The 15,352-nt window shown below is 45.0% G+C and carries 17 protein-coding genes; 11 read left to right on the top strand and 6 right to left on the bottom strand.

All coding sequences use genetic code 11. The features are described 5' to 3' along the window. Nucleotides 1-42 precede the first annotated feature (42 nt). Nucleotides 43-1,152, bottom strand: coding sequence for a 4Fe-4S binding protein (locus BP688_RS07345; RefSeq protein ID WP_290596275.1), 1,110 nt, complete (start codon nt 1,150-1,152; stop codon nt 43-45). Between the two features lie 76 nt (nt 1,153-1,228). Here BP688_RS07345 and BP688_RS07350 point away from each other — a divergent pair, with 76 nt between their 5' ends. Further along, complete coding sequence (locus BP688_RS07350; protein ID WP_290596274.1) at nt 1,229-1,567, top strand: DsrE family protein; 339 nt, start codon at nt 1,229-1,231, stop codon at nt 1,565-1,567. Here the strand turns inward: BP688_RS07350 and BP688_RS07355 are convergent. Beyond that, nucleotides 1,552-1,959, bottom strand: coding sequence for an arsenate-mycothiol transferase ArsC (locus tag BP688_RS07355; protein WP_290596273.1), 408 nt, complete (start codon nt 1,957-1,959; stop codon nt 1,552-1,554). The two genes, BP688_RS07350 and BP688_RS07355, sit on opposite strands and share 16 nt — an antisense overlap. Before the next feature lie 110 nt (nt 1,960-2,069). Here BP688_RS07355 and BP688_RS07360 point away from each other — a divergent pair, with 110 nt between their 5' ends. The 6 genes from BP688_RS07360 (at nt 2,070) to BP688_RS07385 (ending at nt 5,858) form a co-directional block, all read left to right on the top strand. After that, nucleotides 2,070-3,239, top strand: coding sequence for an FprA family A-type flavoprotein (locus BP688_RS07360; protein ID WP_290596272.1), 1,170 nt, complete (start codon nt 2,070-2,072; stop codon nt 3,237-3,239). Continuing rightward, complete coding sequence (locus BP688_RS07365; RefSeq protein WP_290596271.1) at nt 3,236-3,823, top strand: flavodoxin family protein; 588 nt, start codon at nt 3,236-3,238, stop codon at nt 3,821-3,823. The genes BP688_RS07360 and BP688_RS07365 overlap by 4 nt, the downstream gene beginning before the upstream one ends. Continuing rightward, nucleotides 3,816-4,397, top strand: a complete 582-nt coding sequence (afpA, locus tag BP688_RS07370) for an archaeoflavoprotein AfpA (RefSeq protein WP_349677316.1) — start codon at nt 3,816-3,818, stop codon at nt 4,395-4,397. The genes BP688_RS07365 and afpA overlap by 8 nt, the downstream gene beginning before the upstream one ends. 24 nt (nt 4,398-4,421) lie before the next feature. Then, nucleotides 4,422-4,916: a GNAT family N-acetyltransferase gene (locus BP688_RS07375; protein ID WP_290596269.1), complete on the top strand. Its 495-nt coding sequence runs from the start codon at nt 4,422-4,424 to the stop codon at nt 4,914-4,916. A 6-nt stretch (nt 4,917-4,922) separates the two neighbouring features. Further along, the gene (sfsA, locus tag BP688_RS07380; RefSeq protein WP_290596268.1) at nt 4,923-5,594 is read left to right on the top strand and encodes a DNA/RNA nuclease SfsA; all 672 of its coding nucleotides are present in this window, start codon (nt 4,923-4,925) and stop codon (nt 5,592-5,594) included. A 72-nt stretch (nt 5,595-5,666) separates the two neighbouring features. Next, nucleotides 5,667-5,858, top strand: coding sequence for a 4Fe-4S binding protein (locus BP688_RS07385; RefSeq protein WP_290596267.1), 192 nt, complete (start codon nt 5,667-5,669; stop codon nt 5,856-5,858). 47 nt (nt 5,859-5,905) lie between these two features. Here BP688_RS07385 and BP688_RS07390 read toward each other — a convergent pair whose 3' ends face one another. After that, entirely contained in the window at nt 5,906-7,666 is a 1,761-nt protein-coding gene (locus tag BP688_RS07390; protein WP_290623632.1) for an ASKHA domain-containing protein, read from the bottom strand. A gap of 48 nt (nt 7,667-7,714) precedes the next feature. Between BP688_RS07390 and BP688_RS07395 the strand changes: the two genes are divergently transcribed. Beyond that, nucleotides 7,715-8,491, top strand: coding sequence for an arginase family protein (locus BP688_RS07395; protein ID WP_290596265.1), 777 nt, complete (start codon nt 7,715-7,717; stop codon nt 8,489-8,491). 5 nt (nt 8,492-8,496) lie between these two features. Here the strand turns inward: BP688_RS07395 and BP688_RS07400 are convergent, their stop codons facing one another. The 3 genes from BP688_RS07400 to BP688_RS07410 all read right to left on the bottom strand — a co-directional run bounded on the left by BP688_RS07400 (nt 8,497) and on the right by BP688_RS07410 (nt 11,331). Beyond that, complete coding sequence (locus BP688_RS07400; protein ID WP_290596264.1) at nt 8,497-8,874, bottom strand: class II SORL domain-containing protein; 378 nt, start codon at nt 8,872-8,874, stop codon at nt 8,497-8,499. 78 nt (nt 8,875-8,952) lie between these two features. After that, complete coding sequence (locus tag BP688_RS07405; protein WP_290623634.1) at nt 8,953-10,917, bottom strand: heavy metal translocating P-type ATPase; 1,965 nt, start codon at nt 10,915-10,917, stop codon at nt 8,953-8,955. A 78-nt stretch (nt 10,918-10,995) separates the two neighbouring features. Then, entirely contained in the window at nt 10,996-11,331 is a 336-nt protein-coding gene (locus BP688_RS07410; protein ID WP_290596262.1) for an SHOCT domain-containing protein, read from the bottom strand. A gap of 115 nt (nt 11,332-11,446) precedes the next feature. On the opposite strand from BP688_RS07410, the gene BP688_RS07415 reads away from it, so the two are divergent. The 3 genes from BP688_RS07415 to BP688_RS07425 all read left to right on the top strand — a co-directional run bounded on the left by BP688_RS07415 (nt 11,447) and on the right by BP688_RS07425 (nt 15,249). Next, entirely contained in the window at nt 11,447-11,803 is a 357-nt protein-coding gene (locus BP688_RS07415; RefSeq protein ID WP_290623636.1) for an ArsR/SmtB family transcription factor, read from the top strand. Further along, nucleotides 11,800-13,851, top strand: coding sequence for a heavy metal translocating P-type ATPase (locus BP688_RS07420; protein ID WP_290623638.1), 2,052 nt, complete (start codon nt 11,800-11,802; stop codon nt 13,849-13,851). The genes BP688_RS07415 and BP688_RS07420 overlap by 4 nt, the downstream gene beginning before the upstream one ends. A gap of 114 nt (nt 13,852-13,965) precedes the next feature. Beyond that, nucleotides 13,966-15,249 (top strand): dicarboxylate/amino acid:cation symporter, encoded by a 1,284-nt coding sequence (locus BP688_RS07425; RefSeq protein WP_290623640.1) that lies wholly within the window; start codon nt 13,966-13,968, stop codon nt 15,247-15,249. The last annotated feature ends 103 nt before the right edge of the window (nt 15,250-15,352 follow it).

Below are 15,352 nucleotides of genomic sequence, written 5' to 3' on the forward strand. Positions count from 1 at the left end.
AGGTTAGGAGAACTGGCGATTGTGGTCTAAATTTTTTAAAGGTCACCCGAAAAGTCCACTTGGGTCTCTTCCCTTATCTTCAAGCAGTTCCCTGACGAAGGTCACGCCATCAGGTAGTTCAATGTACTCATCCCTCTCCACAAGCTCAACAGCCTCAACCGGGCATGTAGGCACACAAACCCCACAACCCAAACATCTCTGAACATCAACACTTGCAGGCTCTCTGTTCACCTTAACCCTTATCGCCTTCATCGGGCATCGGAGCATGCAGATTCCGCATGCTATGCATTTCGAGTGATCAACGCTCGCCAAGTAGCTTGAATGGGCTATCGTGTTAGGATGCTTTGCCTCAAATACTGCTTTGAAAAAAACGCAGCAATCATCACAGCAATTACATATCGTTGCTACATGCTTAGACCTTTCTGTGAGATGGACAAGTCCTTCTCTGTTCGCATTCCGAAGAATTTCAATTGCCTCATCAGCCGTTATCTTTCTCGCCATTCCATGTTCGACCATGTATTTGCCAACAGAACCCATGTGGATGCAGTTCTCCAGTGAACGTCTGCACCCCTCCCCAACAACTTTTGCTATAATCCTGCATGGGCAGTGCGCTACGGCTATGTAATCCCTCTCTCTAACCAGTTTTACCGCATCTTCGAATGGTAAAATCTCCGACTTCCCAGAAATCGTGTCTCTCTCAGGCAGCGCTCTCATTATCGGTCTCTTTCTGTCTCCGAGTTCATCCAAAAACCCCTCTTTACGATATTTGGCCCAGAGCGGGGCGAGTTTCTCCTGTCGCGGGTCTTTTCCCAATCCCGACCAGAAGGGAGTTTCAGAAAATCCTACTACGACTGGGAAAAGCCTGTAGTAAACCTTTCCTTCCTTCTCCCCCTTCCATACAGTCCCTTTCTTAGCCATCTCGTTAAGAACTTTCTCGATGTATTCGACGCTCTTCCCGGTTTTTTCAGCAAGCATCTCTGCAGTGAATCTGACGAAGGGCATGTGCAAAGCTATCTTCGCCTCCTCCTCATCGAAAAGCACGCTCAAAATCTCCTTCTCAACTCCGCTGACAGTTTTGGGCAAGCCAATTGGTGCTTTATCCAGCTTCTCCCTCAACCTCTCATACACCTCAAGATGGTGCGAGTGATGCATGAAAAATTACTAAATTCATATGGTTAAAAGATTTTCCACCTTAAAAAATTTAAATCTGGTTTAGTATTTTCAAAATATGAAGGTTGTATTCCATTTAGACTCTGATGAAACGCCAACCTTTGAGTTAGCCTTAGCGAACATAACGAACTTACTCAACGACGTTGGAAAGGCGGATGTTGCAGTTCTTGCCAATGGGTTTGCAGTAAAGCTGTTCGTTGAAAAAGTGTCCACAAAATTCAGAGAGGCACTTAAGGAGCTGAAGGAAAGGGGTGTAAAATTCTACGTCTGTAACAACGCAATGAAGGTTCACGGGATTAACAAAGAAGACCTTTTTGAATTTTGCGAGGTGGTTCCGGCAGGCATAACCAAGCTTGTAAAACTTCAGATGGAAGGTTACACCTATGTGAAACCCTGATTATCAGTTTTTTCAAGCTCTTCTACAAGCGCCCTCACTTTTTCTTCAATCTCTGCCAGAATCTCTCTGTAAATCCCCTCATCTTTGCCAACTGGGTCCTCAATATGCCATCTCTCCAGTTTACTTACCGGAAGCACTACGCAGCTACTCTCCTCGCAGACAGCTATTATCAAATCAAATTCATCCAGATTTACATCATCAATCGTTCTTGGCTTTTCCTTCGCCCTCAGACCCTTTTCAGCCAGCAATCGCTTTACCACTTCGTTAACCCCCTCAGCCCTTTCAACTCCAGCACTCTCAGCTCTCCAGTCCTTTGCCATTGAGTTAAACAAAGCCTCAGCCATAACACTCCTCGCTGTGTTGTGGATGCAGACGAAAAGAATCTTTTTCATCGAATCCATTCTTTTATCTCTGCTATTTATACCATTTGATTTCAAAAACGATATTTAAAATTCGAAAATTGGAAGAAACAAATTAATACTTTAAGCTCTCAATTTCTAACATGAAACCAGTTGGAATTAAGGATAACGTCTTCTGGGTCGGGGCAATAGATTGGAACGAGAGAGACTTCCACAATTTTCTGACGAGAAGAGGACTCACTTACAATTCCTACCTAATCGTGGATGAAAAAGTCACTCTGGTTGATACTGTAAAGCATAAATTCGTAAAGGAGTCTCTGGACAGGATAAAGAAGATTGTTGACCCCTCACAGATTGACTACATTGTCATGAACCATATCGAACCGGATCATTCGAGTGGTTTGCCTGATATGATGCGAATTGCGGAAAATGCCACTGTTGTATGCTCCCAGAGGGCCAAAGATGGAATCTGTAAATACTATGACTGTGATGGATGGAATATCAAGGTTGTTAAAGGAGGAGATGAGCTAAAAATTGGCACAAGAACACTCATGTTCATTGACATGACAATGCTTCACTGGCCAGACAGCATGGCGACCTATCTGAAGGAGGACAAACTTCTTTTCTCCAACGACGCCTTTGGACAGCATGTTGCCAGCGAGGAAAGATTCGATGAGGAACTGGGTGTCGAAGAGACGATAAACTGGGCAAAACTTTACTATGCCAACATCCTCATGCCTCTTGCCGGTTTAATCAAGAAGAAGCTTTCTGAAGTCCAGAATTTGGGATTGGAAATAGAAATGATAGCTCCGAGCCATGGAGTTATCTGGAAGAACCCGGGTAAGATTATAGAAGCCTATTCGAGATGGGCAAACTTTGAGAGCGAGAACAAGGTTGTTGTTGTATTTGATACCATGTGGCATTCAACAGAGAGACTGGCCGAGGCAATTGCCGAAGGAGCGGGTAGCGAGGGTGCAGAAGTAAGGGTTTTTCACGTCAGGAAAGACTCTTGGACGGATATCGTGACTGAGATATTGGACGCCAAGAGTGTTGCAATAGGCGCTCCAACGATTCACAATGGATTGTTCCCACCAGTTGCGGGCTTCCTGACGTATCTCAAGGGTCTAAAGCCTCAGAACAAAAAGGCCCTGACCTTCGGCTCCTACGGCTGGAATGGTAATGGAGTCAAGGAAATCCAGAAGGTGTTGGAAGAACTAAAATTCGAAACGTTGGAACCGCTGATGGTTAAGTTCAAACCGAGTGAAGAGGAGTTACAGAGGGCTTTTGACCTGGGAGCGGAGCTGGCGAGATGATACTCGGCATTTCAGGGAGCCCGAGGAAAAAGGCAACGGAATACGTGCTCAGAGAAACTCTCAAAATGCTCGAAGAGCGGGGCTTTGAAACAAAATTTTTCACGGTCAGGGGTAGACAAATAAGTCCTTGCCAGCACTGCGATTACTGTTTGAGGCACAAAAAGTGCAGAATTGAGGATGATATGCAGGAACTCTACGGGATGCTGAAAGAAGCAAAGGGAATTGTAATGGCGACTCCTGTCTACAACGGTGGGGTGAGTGCCCAAATAAAGGCTCTAATGGATCGCTGCAGGGCTCTGGTTGCTGCCGACTACGACTTTTTTAGGGGCAAGGTTGGAATGGCGATAGCCGTTGGAGGAGATAGAATAGGTGGGCAGGAACTTGCTATACAGCAGATTCTGACTTTCTATATCCTCAATGGTGTTATTCCCGTCAGCGGTGGGTCTTTCGGAGCCAACATCGGCGCAACATTCTGGAGCAAAGATACTCTGGATGGGGTTAAGGAGGACGAGGAGGGTTTTAGGAGTTTGAGGAAAACTGTTAAGAGGTTTGCTGAAATGATAAAAATGCTGGAAGGTGTTTAAGGTGGAGGAGAAGAAGAAAAAGAAGAGGGTTGCTTGGGGAATAACGGGAAGTGGAGACAGGTTGCCTGAAACGGTTAGGGTGATGAAGGAGATAGGGAAGGAATATCCAGAGGTTGAGATAGCAGTTTATCTGTCAAAGGCGGGAGAGCAGGTTGTGAAATACTATAAGCTGATGAACGATCTGAAAGAGAAGTTTGGAGCTGTGAGAGTTGAGATTGACGCCAATACACCCTTCTTAGCTGGACAAATTCAGGTTGGGAGATATGAGTTTTTGCTCATAGCCCCCGCAACCTCAAACACCGTGGCGAAAATTGCGATGGGCATTGCAGACACCCTTCTAACAAATGCAGCTATAATGGGGCTCAAAGCCTACGTTCCTCTTTATATCATGCCTTCTGACTACAAGGAGGGCGAGGTTGTCACCAAACTACCGGATGGCAGGGATTTAAAGATAAGGGTGAGAAGAGAGGACGTTGAGCACGTAAGAAAGCTTGCTCAAATAGATGGGGTAACAATCTTGGAAAAGCCTGAAGATATTTTTGATGTCTTCAGGAAGCACTTCAGAAAGGTTTAATTTTAAGAAGGTTAAGTTCTCTCAATGCCCCCAGAGCCAATTTATCATTACTCTGAGTTTTACGAAGATAAGACTGGGGAGATAGTTTCCGTTACGATTTTCGTTCCTGAAGAGAGGGAGAACCTAATAAAGATGTATGAGGATTACAGTCCCGAAAAGAGATGCTGCGGACTCCCCCCGGTAACCAGAAAAGGGATAGAGACATGGATTGATGGATTGCATGAGAGTGGCTATGGCTTCATCGCAAAGCTCGGAGACAGGGTTGTGGGACATATCGCTGTCGTTCCTGTTAAAGATGAAGCCGAGTTTGCTGTTTTCATTCATCAGGACTTCGAGAACAGAGGTATTGGAAGTGAACTGATTAGATTCGCTTCGAAATTTCTGAAGGAGAGAGGAGTAAAAAAGTTGAAGGCGGTAACCGAGAGAACCAACAGAAGAGCTGTGGAGACATACAGACATCTGGGCTTTGAAATTGTGAGCTACGATCCTCAATATCTTTTCATGGAGAAGAGGCTATGAAAGATTATGAAAATTGAGAACTGTATTGGATGCAAAATTTTGCGCCGGCTTAATCGCTTTGTTGTTGAAGTTGAAGTTAGTGGTAAAGTTGAAAAAGCATACATCAACAACACCGGAAGGCTCAACGAGCTAATTTTTAAGGGGAATGCAGGACTTTGCCTGAAGAAGTATCACGGCAAAACCCCCTACAGGCTTTTTGCAATTAAATGCGAAGATGGATACGCCCTAATAGATACTCGTTTCCAGATGCAGGTTTTTGAGGAGAACGCATGGAAGATACCGTGGATCGGATGCAAATATTACAAGAAAGAGGTTAAAGTTGGAAATTCGAGAATAGACTACCTTTTTCGATGCGGAGAAGATACTTTCGTTGAGTTGAAAAGTGCAGCTCTTAAATCTGGCAGATATGCAATGTATCCTGATTGTCCCACTTTAAGGGGAAGGAAGCATGTAGAAGAGATGATGAGACTTTCTGAGATGGGTTGGAGAGCGGTTATAGCCTTTATCGCAGCCGTTCCAAATGTTGAGGCTTTCAAACCCAACAGAGAGGCAGATCCCAAACTTTACAGAATGTTAGAAGACGCAGAGAAGAGAGGAGTCGAGTTGAAAGCCGTTCATGTTGAATATGAGTGCGGGAATGTGGTTATGAAAAACTACGATCTAAAAGTTGAACTCTAAATTCAAAAACTCAATTTATCATTATATTTTATTAATAAAAAGCTTTATATCCTTTAAAAAAGCAGAATATCCATGGTAGAAATTGTAGTTGATAAGGAAAAATGCAGTGGATGTGGTGAGTGCATAAGTGTGTGCCCTGCGAGTGTCTATGAGTTTGACGATGACAACAAATCCGAGCCTGTTAGACCTGAGGACTGTACCGAGTGCTGCTCATGCGTCGAAGTCTGTCCAGAAGGTGCTATTACCATAGACGTTTGCGAGTAGTTTGCTTTACTTAACTTTTTTAGATAGATGCTTATAATCATAAACTATTAGCCGACGTATTTTGAGTATACTTCCGGAAAGAGTTCCGGCTTTCCGGGGAGCATCAATGCAGCCCTGTATTCGTCAATAAAATCAGCGTCGGTTGAGAGATCAAAATAGGCGAATATTCTCGCGATAGTGTCTGCCAGCATCCTTTTTCTCATTGATGTCAAAACCAAATAGGCTCCGGCGAGGGAGCCATTTCCTATTTGATGAACTCTTGCCTTCATTTCAGGAAATAGTCCGATAGTAATGGCATTTTCGAAATTGATGTAGTATCCGAAGGCTCCGGCAATGTAAAAATCGTCAATCTCCTCTACTTTCAATCCTGCCTTCCTCGTGAGAACAGCGATTCCTGCACAAACAGCCGCTTTAGACTTTATCAGCGTCTCAATATCCTTCTCAGTGATCGTTATAGGCTTCCCGGTTGCACTCTCTGATGAATCAACTATTATGAACTCCCTTCCATCTTCGGTTTTTGTGACTCTCGGATGGTCTCTCAAAGTGCCCTGAGCATCAACTATTCCGTTCTTGAAAAGCTCTGCCAGAAGATCAATCAGTCCGCTGCCACATATACTTCTCGGCTTGACATTCCCTATAACCGAATAAGTTACTCTCTCTCCTTCAATCTTAACGTGGTCTATTGCCCCTTCCACAGCCCTGCTTCCGTGCTTAATCTCATAACCCTCAAATGCCGGTCCGCTTGCCACGCTTGTCGCCATAGCCCAGCCCTCACTACCAATGACGATCTCCCCGTTCGTTCCGAGGTCAACCATCAGAGAAATCGTGGCTGAATCAACAATCTTCGACGCAATTATGTCCCCAACAATATCCCCACCAACAAATCTACCTACTGGAGGGAGACAATAAAGTTCAGCGTTTTTATTGACCTTCAATCCAATTTCAACAGCTTTTACAGAGTATCCTCTTCTATCAACCTTTACATCAGATGAGGAGAAAAGATATTCCACATCCTTTCCCAGTAGAAAATGAGTCATCAGAGTGTTTCCAGCAGCAACAACATCGTAAATTCTGCTTGAGGACGTATATCCTTCGAGTAATTTTTTAATCAACCTGTTTATTGACTCTACAACAGCCTTTTGCAAAACTTTGATGCCATCCCTTCTACTTCTCGCGTACTCAACTCTACTTAGCACTTCTTCACCATATATAATCTGTCCGTTGTAATCTGATGCTATGTTTACCACTCTTCCATCCTTCAAACTGACCAACGCAGCCACGAGAGTTGTTGTTCCTACATCAACAGCCAAACCATAGGCATCACTCTCACCCTCTATAACATCTATAACTTCATTGTCCCTTAAAACCAGCGTCAAATCCCCCTCTTCTACCTCAACATCGCATGCAAGCTTGTAGTTCCTTTTGGAGATTATTTCAGGTAGAAAGGCATTTTCGTAAAACTCAACCCTGACCAGAGGGTTAAAGTCACTCTCGGATATAAAAAACTCGTTCAGAATCTGCTGTCTCCCAAGCCTCGATTCTGGAGGTATGAAAACTTCAACATCATCAACAACTGCAGTCTGACAGGCTAAGTAGTATCCCTCCTCCTTTACAAACTTCTCATGTGCCTCCTCGCTCAGAACCTCAACCTTTCCTTTTCTCACAACAATTAGGCACTTACCGCAGCTACCTTTACCTCCACAGAGACTCCTTATGCCCTCACCCACTTCTTGAGCAGCTGAAAGAATAGTTTTGCCTTTTTCAACCTCAACCCGTTTACCTGATGGGAGAAACGTGATTGTAAGCATGCTTTGGATTAATCAAAAAAGATATTTATCCCTTTTCCTATATTTGGCATGGAAATTGTGGTAATTTATTCAAGAAAAATTGAATCTGAACTTATTCCAGTTTCAAGGAGATTTGGTGTTTTGCTCGAACTCCCCTTTAAAGTCATCCAACCGGGTGACTTAAATGTAGATAACCTTCTCTTGGAGGTGCACAGTAAAGACTACATTGAGAGGGCTAAAGATCACCCATTTTTCTCTGCAGCAATCGAAAATATCCGGTGTATAGTTAGTGCGATCGAAGCTCTGAACCAGCACGACATAGCTATTGTGCCAGTTACTGTTGCAGGTCATCTGGCTGAGAAAGGTAGGATGAGGGGAGGCTGCCTTTTCAACGGTTTGGCTGTAGCTGTTAAGCTTCTGAACTCTAAGGGAAAGATTGCGGTCATCGAGACCGATGCCCACCATGGAAGTGCTGCATTGATATCTCACACAAATGCCCAGTTCTTCTGTATCGGAGACAAAGAATGTGAAATATCGGATGATCTGAGATGTGTGCTCGGTAGAAAGGTCGGCAAGAATTATGTCGAATCCCTAAGGAGAATGGTTGAGAAGGTTAAGGCTTATAACCCATCCTTCATTATCTGGTACCTTGGAACCGATATTGATAGTAGAGAATATGCAGAGATGGACATAGGGCAAGGGGAGTGGGATGACATAATGGGGGCGTTCTCTGACGTGATTCACGGAAGAAAAACTCTGATTTTACTTGCTTCAGGATCGAGAGAGGACGTTTTAAGAGATATCGTATTGAAGTTGAGCAAAGCTTTGGTGGGAAAAATTTTTTGATGATTTTACAAGCTAAGCTCAGCCTCACCCATCCACAAACCGTGGATGTTGCAGTAAGAGAAGGCTGTTAGCTTTCCAGATTTTTCCGTTTTGAAGGTGAACAATGCAACCGGTTCGGTGTAGACTGTGCTCGTATTCGGACCATCAACTGATGCACCATGGGCTGCAAATTCAGCCCTGCCAACAACATAGGGAAACTTCTCTCCTTCTGGATGGAAAACCAGCTCAATCCAAGCTATGTGATGTTCTGTGGTGTTAGGATGAGGTATCTCTTTTCCCACGCTCACTTTAACCTCAACAACCTCATCCTTCTTAGCCTTTAGAATTTCCACGACTGGAACATGCTTCTCCTTCTTCCAGTTCGCTGTCTGAAACAGTTCCATACAATCACCTCACTTTTAATTAGAATTAAGATTTTGGTTCCTAATAAACCTTTCTCTGTTCGAATTTCGAAATACAAACTACATCTTCAGCAGTCTCGCGTTAATGGCGACGATAACTGTGCTGAGACTCATTAGAACTGCTCCAGCTGCTGGAGTTAGAAGGATTCCAAAACCATAAAGCACACCCGCTGCCAGAGGAATGGCGAAGGAGTTATAACCAGTCGCCCAGAGTAGATTCTGCTTCATCTTGGAGTATGTTTTTCTCGAAAGCTCTATAATTGCTGCCACATCTCTCGGATCGTTTCTGACGAGTATTATGTCAGCAGTTTCCACAGCAACATCAGTTCCAGCGCCAATGGCTATGCCAACATCAGCCTGAGCCAAGGCGGGAGCATCGTTTACCCCGTCACCCACCATTGCTGTAACGTATTTTTGCTGCACCTCCCCCACTTTCTCCGCTTTTTCGTGGGGTAAAACCTCGGCGAAGTATTCATCCAACCCGAGTTCCTCCGCAACCCACTTTGCCACGAATCTGTTGTCTCCAGTCAGCATCATACACCTTATTCCCATCGCCTTCAGCCTCGCTATTGCTTCCCTCGACTCCGGTCGGATTTTATCTGCAAGAGCAATAGCCCCTGCAGCTTTGCCATTTTCGAGCAGGAAGACAACAGTTTTACCCTGCTGCTTCAACTTCTCGACCCTATCATCTGCAATTTCAAGACTTCTCTCCCTGATATATCCGGGGCTCACCACCATGTATTTTCTACGATTAACAACACCTTCAACACCCTTACCCGGGATCGCTTTAAATCCATTAACCTCCTCCAGTTTTAACTGCCTTTTCTCAGCTTCTTCAACAATCGCTGCTGCAATCGGATGTTCCGACTTCGTTTCGAGCGATGCAGCTATTTTCAGCACATCCTCCTCCTTATGGTTGAACGCCAGAACGTCGGTCACACCAAACCTCCCCTCCGTAAGCGTCCCGGTTTTGTCGAATATGATCGCATGCAAATCCTTTGCCCCCTCGAAAGCCTGTCTTTCTCTTATAAGCAACCCTGACTTTGCCGCAAGGGAGGTTGAAACGGCAACCACAAGCGGGATGGCTAAGCCCAAGGCGTGGGGGCAGGTTATGACCATAACCGTTACAGCTCTCTCTATTGCGAAGGCAAAGTCCATTCCAAAAGCAAGCCATGCAGCGAGCGTTAAACTTCCAACAAACAAGGCGATTATTGTCAAGGCCAAAGCTGCTCTGTTTGCTAAGTCCTGAGTTCTGGACTTGCTTTCCTGCGCTCTCCTCACAAGCTCGATGACCTGATTGAGATAAGTGTCTTTTCCCGTCTTCTCAACTTCAACAACGATTGATCCCTCTCCGTTTATCGCCCCACCAATAACCTTATCTCCAGGTTTCTTAGACACTGGTTTGGACTCTCCGGTAAGCATCGCCTCGTCGACAAAGGTTTCGCCTTCAGTAACTATCCCATCAACGGGAATCTTCTCCCCCGGCTTAACCAGAACCCTGTCTCCGGGTTTGAGCTGCTCAACCCTCACATCCACCGTTTCGCCATTTTTGATTAAGTGCGCTTCTGACGGCATTATCTTGACGAGCTCCTCCAAAGCCCTCGAAGCTCCCAGAACAGAGCGCATCTCTATCCAGTGGCCGAGGAGCATAATGTCTATAAGCGTGGCGAGTTCCCAGAAGAAGAATTTTCCCTCCAGACCGAAAACCACTGCCGAGCTGTAGAAGTAGGCGACGCTTATTGCAACGGCTATTAACGTCATCATCCCTGGCTGCCATCTCTTGAGTTCATCGAAAATACCCTTAAGAAAGGGATATCCACCGTAGAAATATACTGCAGAGGACAGGAGGAATAAGAGGTAGAGAGAGCCTGGAAACTCCAGTTTAAAGTTGAAGAAACTCTGAATTGCAGGAGAGAGAACCAAGATGGGGATTGTTAAGGCAAAAGAGACGTAGAATCTCCTCTTGAAGTCTTTCAACATGTGCTGGTGATGGTTTTCGTGTTTGGGGTGCTCAATTTCTTTCATTTTGTGCTCCCGAGCGTGCTCATGCCCTTCATGTCCATTTTCCATCATCTCATCATGCCCGCTCATTCAAATCTCCACCTACTTCTCCAGCTCCTCCCTCATCCTCCTGTATTCTTCTTCAGTTATCTCTCCTCTCGCATACCTCTCCTTGAGAATTTCAAGTGGTGTTTTCTCAACTCTGCCAACCCTTTCACTCTTGCTCTCCCTCAAGACCACATAAATCAGCAGAAAAATTATGCCAAGCATCGGAATGATGATGAGTATGAACCAGAGCAAGCCATTCATTCCCCTCTTTTCAGCGTCCTGATAAACGAGATATGCAATAATGAGCAGCGGTATCCACCAGATAAGCATCCCCATTCCCAGAAATGGAAACAAGAAAGGCTGTGTGTAGGGGTGCATGAATCCATCCATATTAAATGTTAGTGTTGTGGAAGAATATAATTTTTCTCCCTAAGAAACCGAATGTCAGGAGCTCAAGGGGTAGGGGTACAGAAAGTTTAATAAACATTTGAACAATTGTTCAAATATGAAACAAGTTCCTACGTGTAAGAGTGTGACGGTGGGAGAGTATGTTGACGAGGTTGCCTCCTGCCTACCACCAGACGATAAGATCGTTGACTTGGCTGAGTTTCTGCAGGCTTTTGGCGATTCGTCAAGAATAAAGATTCTCCTCGCTCTGTCAAAGCGAGAACTCTGCAACTGTGACCTCTCGGCCATAACCGGGCTCTCAGTTTCCGCCGTCTCTCACCAGTTGAGGCTTTTAAGGGATAAGAAGCTCGTGAAGTATAGAAGAGACGGGAAAAAAGTGTTTTACAGCCTTGACGATGAGCATGTTGAGGCAATTCTTAGAATAGCGATGGAGCATATAGGTGAAAGAAAATGAAGAAGTATAGGCTTAAAGGGTTGAACTGTGCGAGTTGTGCGACGAACATAGAGGAAGAGTTGAAAAAACATGTCAACTTCGTAAGGGTGAACTTCTCAACTTCCGAACTTGTCGTTGATGTTGACGATGAGGAAAAGATTGTGGAGCTGATAAAAAATGTCGAGCCAGAGGTGGAGGTTGTTAAACTTAAAGAGAGCGGAGAAGAGGAAGAGTTGAAAGAAATCAGAAGGGAAATAATTCCAATAGCTATTGTTGGAATTCTGTTCGCTTTTGGATTGGTTTTTGAGCAAACTCTTCATGATATCCCAGCAGTTGAGTATGGCCTCTTTCTCTCAGCCTACTTCATAGCGGGCTACAAGATACTGTCAAATGCGGTGAGAAACATTAAAAGAGGTGTTGTTTTCGACGAGAACTTCCTGATCAGCTTGGCAACCATTGGAGCCATGGCGATTCACGAGATGCCTGAAGCTGTTGCTGTGATGATCTTCTTCAGAGTTGGAGAATTCATGCAGGATTTGGCAGTTGGAAAATCCAGGAGGTCTGTCAAATCCCTGCTTGCCATCAAAGCGGATTACGCAAATCTGAAGGTGGATGGGGAGATAAAGAGGGTTAAGCCGGAAGATGTTAAGGTTGGAGACCTAATCGTTGTTAAGCCCGGAGAAAGGATACCTCTCGACGGAGTGGTGGTTGAGGGCTCGTCGGTAGTTGACACTTCAGCCTTAACGGGAGAGTCAAAACCAAGAGAGGTGGTTAAGGGGGGCGAGGTTCTTTCCGGGATGGTAAACCTGAGCGGTTTGCTGACTGTTAGGGTTACAAAGCCCTTCTCAGACTCTACTGTTTCAAGAGTACTTGAGCTGGTTGAGGAGGCTGCAAGCAGAAAGGCGAAAGCTGAGAAGTTCATTACTCGCTTTGCACGTTACTACACTCCGGCGGTGATTATACTTGCCTCAGCTATCGCAGCAATTCCGCCGTTAATTCTTAATGAGCCTTTCACGCCGTGGATTTATCGTGCCCTTGTTCTGCTTGTCATTTCCTGCCCGTGTGCACTCGTCATTTCCATCCCACTCAGCTACTTTGCGTCAATTGGAAAGGCTGCGAAGAGAGGGATTCTCATCAAAGGTGCTAACTTCATTGATGTTTTGAAATCAACGAGGGTGGTTGCCTTTGATAAAACTGGAACTCTCACAGAGGGGAGCTTCAAAGTTGCAAGCGTCGTTGCAACAAATGGATTTAGCGAAGAAGACGTGTTGAAATTTGCTGCTATCGCCGAGAAGCACTCCAACCATCCGATTGCGAGATCGGTGGTGGAGGCTTACGAAGGCGATGTGGATATGAGTGTGGAGAGATATCAAGAATTTGCTGGCAGAGGAGTAGTGGCAGAAGGAGATAGCTACACAATTGTTGTCGGGAATGATCTGCTACTGCACGAAATGGGGGTGGATCATGAGTTCTGCGAGGCAGAAGGGACGGTCGTGCACGTTGCGGTTAATAACGTCTATGCTGGCTATATAGTCGTAGCGGATCGTCTTAAGGATGATGCCAAGCGTGCTGTCGAAGATTTGAAGGCAGATGGACGTAGAGTTGTGATGCTTACAGGCGACAGTAAAGAAGTTGCGGAGAGAATAGCTGCTCAGCTTGGTGGTATAGAATACTACGCAGAACTGCTGCCAGAAGACAAGGTTAGGGTTATTGAGGATATAAGATCAAAGGAGAGACCAGTGGCTTTTGTGGGAGATGGAATAAACGATGCTCCTGTTATTGCAAGGGCTGATGTTGGCATATCCATGGGTGCAATGGGTAGTGATGCCGCAATTGAGGTTGCAGATGTTGTGATCATGGACGACAAACCATCAAAGGTGGCAAAGGCAATCGGACTCGCAAAGAGAACGCAGAATGTCGTGTGGCAGAACATAGGCATCGCTTTAGCCGTTAAGGGGTTCTTCATAGCCCTCGGCTCTCTCGGTATTGCTACAATGTGGGAGGCAGTGTTTGCTGACGTTGGTGTAACTCTGATGGCTGTTGCAAACTCGATGAGGTTGCTGAGGTGAGCTTGGCAACCTCTTTATTTCACGAACATCTTTTTGAGAAAGTGAAATTATTTTGGGATACTGCAATACTATACGAAATGAAACATTTAAATATATCAACAGTAACGAAAGATCATGACTGAGGAGATAGGTCTCTGGCAGAGATATATCTCCTTCCCAGTGATATACAAAATTGCCATAGCACTCGTTGCTGGAGCCGTTCTCGGAGCAATCGTCGGTGAGCCCATTACCGCGTTGAAGCCACTGGGTGATCTTTTCATACGATTGCTGAAAATGATAGTAGTGCCAATAGTTCTCTTCAGCCTTATTGTTGGGGCTGCGAGTATACATCCATCAAAGCTGGGAAAGATAGGAGTTGGAATCATGGTGTTCTACCTGATAACATCAGCTCTGGCTGTTGCCATTGGACTGGGGATGGCCAATCTCTTCCAGCCTGGCAAGGGACTTGCGCTGGCGGGAGAGGAGAAGGTGATTACAGTAACTCCACCCTCACCGGTTGATGTTGTGTTGAACATAGTGCCAACAAACCCATTCAGTGCTATTGCTGAAGGCAAGATACTGCAAATAATATTCTTTGCAATAGTTGTTGGTATTGCGTTATCTTACCTAAAAGAGGCAAAAAATGAAAGGTTGAGCAGAATTGCAGGCTTAACTCTTGATGTATTCGACGCTCTGGCAGAGGTTATGTACAAGATCGTAAGAGGGATACTTGAGTATGCACCCATAGGCGTCTTTGCTCTGATAGCTTATGTGATAGCCAAGCAGGGTCCGGGAGTTTTAGGACCTCTCGGAGTTGTAGTTGCAGCGTTATACATCGGTCTTATCATCCACATATTCGTTGTTTACGGCGGGATTCTTGCATCCATAAAGTTATCCATAATAAAATTCCTGAATGGGGCAAAAGAGGCAATGCTTACTGCCTTCGTAACAAGAAGCAGTAGCGGCACTCTGCCTGTTACGATGAAGGTTGCGGAAGAGAATCTCGGAATTGATAGAGGGGTTTTCTCATTCACACTTCCTCTGGGAGCTACGATTAACATGGATGGTACTGCGATGTATCAGGCTATCTGTGCGATTTTCATAGCAAATGCGGTTGGTATACCTCTAACAATTGGTCAACAGCTGCTGATCGTTCTTGTAGCAGTTATGGCGAGCATTGGAGCAGCTGGTGTGCCTGGAGCAGGTGTGATTATGCTCTTGATGGTTCTCGAGGCAATAGGTCTACCCGTGGAACCCGGAAGTGCGGTTGCAATAGCCTACGCGATGATTCTCGGAATAGACGCAATACTGGACATGGGAAGAACAATGGTTAATGTAACAGGAGATCTTACAGGCTCAACACTTATAAGCAAGTTGGAAGGATCACTAAATACTGAAGTGGGAGTTTGGAAAGAGTAATTTTTTATTTTTTAACTGGATTATGAAGATTTACGATTTTCCAATACCTGTTGCTGTAGAGAGACTTTTGAAAAAGCAAAGAAGACTGACCTTTCCTATGAGG

Origin of the sequence: Archaeoglobus sp. UBA230 (genome assembly GCA_002507545.1) — an archaeon.
In the GTDB taxonomy this organism is placed as follows: domain Archaea; phylum Halobacteriota; class Archaeoglobi; order Archaeoglobales; family Archaeoglobaceae; genus Archaeoglobus.

Coding starts and splice junctions, on each gene's coding strand:
- BP688_RS07410 (WP_290596262.1), bottom strand. CDS start 11,331: ATGGATGGATTCATGCACCCCTACACACAGCCTTTCTTGTTTCCATTT.
- BP688_RS07375 (WP_290596269.1), top strand. CDS start 4,422: ATGCCCCCAGAGCCAATTTATCATTACTCTGAGTTTTACGAAGATAAG.
- BP688_RS07425 (WP_290623640.1), top strand. CDS start 13,966: ATGACTGAGGAGATAGGTCTCTGGCAGAGATATATCTCCTTCCCAGTG.
- BP688_RS07385 (WP_290596267.1), top strand. CDS start 5,667: ATGGTAGAAATTGTAGTTGATAAGGAAAAATGCAGTGGATGTGGTGAG.
- BP688_RS07405 (WP_290623634.1), bottom strand. CDS start 10,917: ATGAAAGAAATTGAGCACCCCAAACACGAAAACCATCACCAGCACATG.
- BP688_RS07345 (WP_290596275.1), bottom strand. CDS start 1,152: ATGCATCACTCGCACCATCTTGAGGTGTATGAGAGGTTGAGGGAGAAG.
- BP688_RS07360 (WP_290596272.1), top strand. CDS start 2,070: ATGAAACCAGTTGGAATTAAGGATAACGTCTTCTGGGTCGGGGCAATA.
- BP688_RS07350 (WP_290596274.1), top strand. CDS start 1,229: ATGAAGGTTGTATTCCATTTAGACTCTGATGAAACGCCAACCTTTGAG.
- BP688_RS07415 (WP_290623636.1), top strand. CDS start 11,447: ATGAAACAAGTTCCTACGTGTAAGAGTGTGACGGTGGGAGAGTATGTT.
- BP688_RS07390 (WP_290623632.1), bottom strand. CDS start 7,666: ATGCTTACAATCACGTTTCTCCCATCAGGTAAACGGGTTGAGGTTGAA.
- BP688_RS07420 (WP_290623638.1), top strand. CDS start 11,800: ATGAAGAAGTATAGGCTTAAAGGGTTGAACTGTGCGAGTTGTGCGACG.
- BP688_RS07365 (WP_290596271.1), top strand. CDS start 3,236: ATGATACTCGGCATTTCAGGGAGCCCGAGGAAAAAGGCAACGGAATAC.
- BP688_RS07355 (WP_290596273.1), bottom strand. CDS start 1,959: ATGAAAAAGATTCTTTTCGTCTGCATCCACAACACAGCGAGGAGTGTT.
- sfsA (WP_290596268.1), top strand. CDS start 4,923: ATGAAAATTGAGAACTGTATTGGATGCAAAATTTTGCGCCGGCTTAAT.
- BP688_RS07395 (WP_290596265.1), top strand. CDS start 7,715: ATGGAAATTGTGGTAATTTATTCAAGAAAAATTGAATCTGAACTTATT.
- BP688_RS07400 (WP_290596264.1), bottom strand. CDS start 8,874: ATGGAACTGTTTCAGACAGCGAACTGGAAGAAGGAGAAGCATGTTCCA.